The following is a 4,725-nucleotide window of genomic DNA, read 5'->3' on the forward strand; positions in this document are numbered from 1 at the left end:
TCCGGCGGATAGTGCTTCATGACCACGGGACATCCGTTCTCCTGGACTCAAGATCCAAGTGTCTCGAGTGTCCAAAATCCGGGGTCAAGGCCCGTGAACTCATCGCCACAACCGCCCTGCCGGATGATCTACACCCCAGACCGCCGCCCGCGATCAGTACGACCAGCCCGAAACTGGGTCACACCACCCCAGCCGGCCAGCCACTTCAAGATGGCGCAGCCTCAACGCACCAGGTCGCGGCAAGGCCATCCCCGCCGGCGAGCCCGTGATCCGGATCCCCGGTCGGTATGGATTCACGAGAGTTGAGCCAGAGCTCACTCTCATGAACGACCGGCGCCGCCCCTGCCCCCTGAACGGCTGGCGAAACGCTGCTCTGCGAACGTGACCAGAGCCAGGTGGTCACAGACGCCAGGCGCGGATGCGATCGGCGGCCTGGTAGACGGTGGCCTTTTCTTCCTTGATGTCGCGGACGAGGTCGACCATGGCCCTGTACGGAGGGTCGATGCCCTCTCCGGAGGCGTGCATGTAGGCGGCGGTGACCTGGCAGGCGAACAGACTGTTGCGATGGGGCAGAGGCTGCAGCCGGATCAAGGTATGGAGCAGCGCGGCGGCGCGCCAGGCCGCATCGGGGTCGGCGGTGGTGGGACGCGGGATGCGGGTCCTGTGGCGGGCGACGGCGGCGACGAGGGCGGAGTAGTCGGCGACGCTGACGTCCTGGGGGACGGCCTGTTCCTGGACGTCCAGGAGCCAGGGGACGTCAATGTGGAGGATCATCAGGCGGCGTCCGCCCCGCGCCCCCTGGCGGCGGGTGGGGCCTCGTCGGGGAAGGCGTCGTCGAAGTCGTCCTGGTGGGCCTCGCCCCAGGAGACGGCGTAGCGGACGAACTGCCGACGCTGCTGTTCACGCAGCGGGAGGTCATGGACGAACTGCTTCAGCGACTTCCCCGCGGCTGCCGCCGCGGCTCGTACGGCTTCGAGTTCCTCGTCGGTGAAAGTGATGTTCAAGGACGGCATAGCCCCTGATGGTACCTATTAGGTACCATCAGAGGCTGCGGAACGAACCGACCCGGCTCGGCAGCGCGAAGGAAGCCCGCGACCTTGCCTGGTCTACCGAAGGTGACCGGCAGTCCCGGCACCGGGAGTTCTCCTCCACGACCGCCCGGTCGGGCAAGAGGTCGGCGACCGTCATGCGGACGGCGCCGGCATCGAGGCCCTGAGCCGTAAGCTCATCGAAGCGAAACTCGCCATACTGCCAAGCTGTCACTGAGGGCCATCCCCACGTACGCGGGAAGCAAGGACGGCGAACCGTCGGACCAGGTCGTGCGTGACCTTGAGCAACACATGACTGCCCCCGCACACACGCGGAGCAGCTCGCCCGGTGGACGCGGGTCCACTCACCCTCGGACCCATCCCCGCTTACGCGGGGAGCAGTGCCTGTACGGCGACAACCAGGTGTCGGCGTCGGGATCATCCCCTCAGGTGCGGGGAGCAGATCGACCGCCTCCGGTACAGGGACATCGGCGTACCGTTCCTGATCCCCGTCGCCAACGATGCCCGCCGCTCCCCCGTGCGGCCACCCTCGCTGTGCTCGCGGCCCGGTCCGCGCCCGGCACTTCGGCGTCGCCTCCCGCGAGGAATTCCTCCTCCGCCGCACCGATCCTCGGCGGCTACGGCGTCGGGGTGACCGGCTACCCGGCAGGCTGGTCGGTGGCCGCCGCCCGAGCCGCGATCACCGCCGCGACACCCGTAGTCCTGCCCCTTCTCAACGGCTCCGACCGCACCGACCGCATCGACGCCGTCTACGCTCTGGCCACCGCCGCCGACTTCGGCCACATGGTCCGAACCGTCCTCGCCACCAGGTTCGCCACGGAGCGTGACGCCACCGGTCACGTGGTCGCGCGGCCTGGCGGTCACGCGGTCACACGTCGGCGGAACCAGCCGCTGAACGCCTGCTCTTCCGCCTCGGCTGAGCGCTGCTCGGCCCGCTCCAGGACCTTCTCGGCCTGCGCTCGCCACGTTGACGCGTCCGCGCGGGGCGGCGGCAGGAACGGGCCTCGTTCCGGCGCTTGCGCGGCGGCTCCGAAAAAGTCGCCGCCCTTGCGCTTGAAGTCGTCCGTTCCCCACGCGCGGCCGGAGCCGTGGCGAGGCACCTTCTGCAGGTGCGGAATGTGCTTGGCGCAGTGGATGTACGCCTCCTCCACCGCCACGACCACCCATGCCTGGGCTCGGCGGCCGGGCACGGGGTCGGACGCGAGTCCGGCGTACGTGCCACGCATCTCTTCGTCGCCCACGACCCGGGCCGTGCCGTTGACGTGGAGCCCGATGCGGTCGCGGAGGAAGTCCATCATCAGGAGTCCGACATGAGGGTTCTCCTCGATGTTGCCAAGGCTGGCCTGGACTCCGTTGCCGCGATACTCGGGGTAGGTCAAGGTCCGGTCGTCGAGGACGTGGAGGAAGCCGGGTGGGCCGGCGCGGAAGGTGTTGTCGCACTCGCCGTGCCGGTCGGCGGTCGCCAGGAAGAACATCTCCTGGCGCGCCACGAACTCCCGCATCCGGGTGTTGAGCCGGTCGAGAACCTGCTCGGCGTAGAACTTGTCGGCGCGACCGGTGGTGCCCGTGCGCTGCTGGACCAGATGCTCGCCGTCGCTCCCCGGACGGGTGGTGCGCAGTGGCGTCGCCTGCCGGTGCCCGGTCTGTTCGAATGTGCTCAATTCCTTGCCCCGACCAGTTCCTCGATGGAGTCGTGCCGTATGCGGTGGGTGGGGATGCCGATGCCCACCAGGGTGTCGACGCCGCGGCGGATCATGCCCGGTGGGCCGGACAGGTACGCGTCGTAGGTGTGCCAGGGGCCGTACTCGCGGACGGCTTGCGGGAGCCGGTCGCCGAGGGCGCCGACGCGGCTGTCGTCGACGACCGGCCGGACCGAGAGCCACGGGTGCGACTGCTGCATGCGGAGCATGGCCTCGATGTCGTACAGGTCGTGGTCGCGGCGCGCTCCGTAGAACACCTGGACGGAACGGCGGTGGCCGTGCTGGGCCACGTCCTCGACGAGGGCCTTGATGGGCGCGATGCCGGTGCCGCCACCGAGGCAGAGCAGCCCGTTGTCGGTGCTGTGGTCCACGGTCATGGATCCGGCCGGGGCGCCGAGACGGATCACGTCTCCCGGACGGGCGCGGTGCACGAGGGCGTTGGAGACCCAGCCCGCCGGCACGGCCTTGACGTGGAACGAGAGCAGCCCGTCAGCGCGGGGCGCGGAGGCGAAGGAGTAGTGCCGCCAGATCCGCGGCCACCAGGGCGTCTCGAGGGCGGTGTACTGGCCGGCGAGGAAGGGATGGGGCTGGTCGGGACGGACGGTCACGACCGCGATGTCCGGCGTACGGATCTCGTGCGCGACGACCTCCGCCTGCCACCAGGCGGGGGCGCGCAGCCCGTCCTTCGCCGCCGCGTCGATCATGATCTGGGAGATCGTGGTGTAGGCGCCGACCCAGGCGGCCTCGGTTCGCGGCCCCCAGCTCTGGGGGGCATAGATGGAGAGGGCACCGATGAGGCACTCGCCGACGGCAGGGTAGTGCTCGGGAAGGGTGCCGTACTTCCGGTGCCCGCGGCCGAGGTGGGACAGGTACGTCGCCAGGGTCTCGGTGTCCTCCGCATGGGTCGCGGCGGTGAGCAGCGCTCTGAAGAGGCGGTCGCGCTGGGCGTCCATCGCCGCGGGGAAGAGGGCGCGTAGGTCGGGGTGGCGGAGAAAGAGCAGGGCGTAGAAGTGCGAGGTGACCTTGTCGGCGATCGGCTCGATCTCGGCCATCGTGCGGCGCAGGAGAGCGGTGGCGGACATGTCCTCGGAAGCGGGCGCCGGGGCTGGGGCGGGTGCGAGTGCGGGTGCCGGCTCGAAAGCCAGGGCCTGGGTCCGGTTCGGCGCGGATGCCTGAGCCTGGGGTGGGACCCGTTCCGGTGTCAGGGTCTGGGCCTGTGCCTGTGCCTGTGCCCGGCCGTGCGCGGCGGCCTGGGCCGGTGACTCGTGTGCCGTACGGCTCCGGTCGGGACCGCTGCCCACCGGGCGTATCGGTGTGACGGGGCGGCTGGGTACGAGGCCCTCCGCGTCCCGAGGTACCTCCCCCTGGTGCTGCCGGGGGCTTCGGCCGAACCAGCCTCCGCCCCGACTGCCGCGGCCCGTGCTGTCGCCGGACCTGACTTCGTCGGCTGACGTGGTGGTCGGAGCATCCATCGGTTCGCCTCGCCTCGAAAATCTTTCAGTTGGTCTTCGTATCGGGCCCGCGTGTGCCCCATGCGCCTTCCCATCGGAATTCCCGGCGTTTTGCCCCATCTCTTCAAATCCATTGGAATACACCGCACTTGATACGTGGCGGGTGTCCGGGTGTTCGAACGACGTCGACCATACCCCGCCTCCATACATCCATGAGCAGGACCTTCGACCAAAGCGCCGGCACGGAGTTCCAGCTGGTCAACGCGGTGCGTGGACTCAGAACCTCGACCTCCGTCACGAGTTACCGGCGAGTTCGAGCGATACGACGAAACATTCGCCAGGCGATTGTGAGGAATTCATCGACGAAAAGTGGGGAGACGCGATCCGATTTCCCCACAGAGGTCTGCCGATCCTTCACGATTCTCTCACCAAGAGCTCGTAACACGATCTTGCTGAAGAGTCCTGATCGGCCGTGACCGGTGTGACGATTCGGCCGTTCGGGATGGTGTGACTACCCGGCCGTGG

Annotated in this window: 4 protein-coding genes; all 4 read right to left on the bottom strand. The window is 68.9% G+C overall.

The features are described 5' to 3' along the window. Nucleotides 1-399 precede the first annotated feature (399 nt). The 4 genes from ABZ621_RS37470 to ABZ621_RS37485 all read right to left on the bottom strand — a co-directional run bounded on the left by ABZ621_RS37470 (nucleotide 400) and on the right by ABZ621_RS37485 (nucleotide 4,221). Nucleotides 400-774 (bottom strand): toxin Doc, encoded by a 375-nt coding sequence (locus ABZ621_RS37470; protein WP_360611633.1) that lies wholly within the window; start codon nucleotides 772-774, stop codon nucleotides 400-402. Next, nucleotides 774-1,013: a hypothetical protein gene (locus ABZ621_RS37475; protein WP_360611635.1), complete on the bottom strand. Its 240-nt coding sequence runs from the start codon at nucleotides 1,011-1,013 to the stop codon at nucleotides 774-776. The genes ABZ621_RS37470 and ABZ621_RS37475 overlap by 1 nt, the downstream gene beginning before the upstream one ends. Before the next feature lie 896 nt (nucleotides 1,014-1,909). After that, nucleotides 1,910-2,668, bottom strand: a complete 759-nt coding sequence (locus ABZ621_RS37480) for a pyridoxamine 5'-phosphate oxidase family protein (RefSeq protein WP_360611638.1) — start codon at nucleotides 2,666-2,668, stop codon at nucleotides 1,910-1,912. A gap of 38 nt (nucleotides 2,669-2,706) precedes the next feature. Then, a complete protein-coding gene (locus tag ABZ621_RS37485; RefSeq protein ID WP_360611637.1) occupies nucleotides 2,707-4,221 on the bottom strand; it encodes a globin domain-containing protein in 1,515 nt (504 codons plus the stop codon). Nucleotides 4,222-4,725 lie beyond the last annotated feature (504 nt).

Source organism: Streptomyces sp. NPDC007863 (genome assembly GCF_040633895.1).
In the GTDB taxonomy this organism is placed as follows: Bacteria; Actinomycetota; Actinomycetes; order Streptomycetales; family Streptomycetaceae; genus Streptomyces.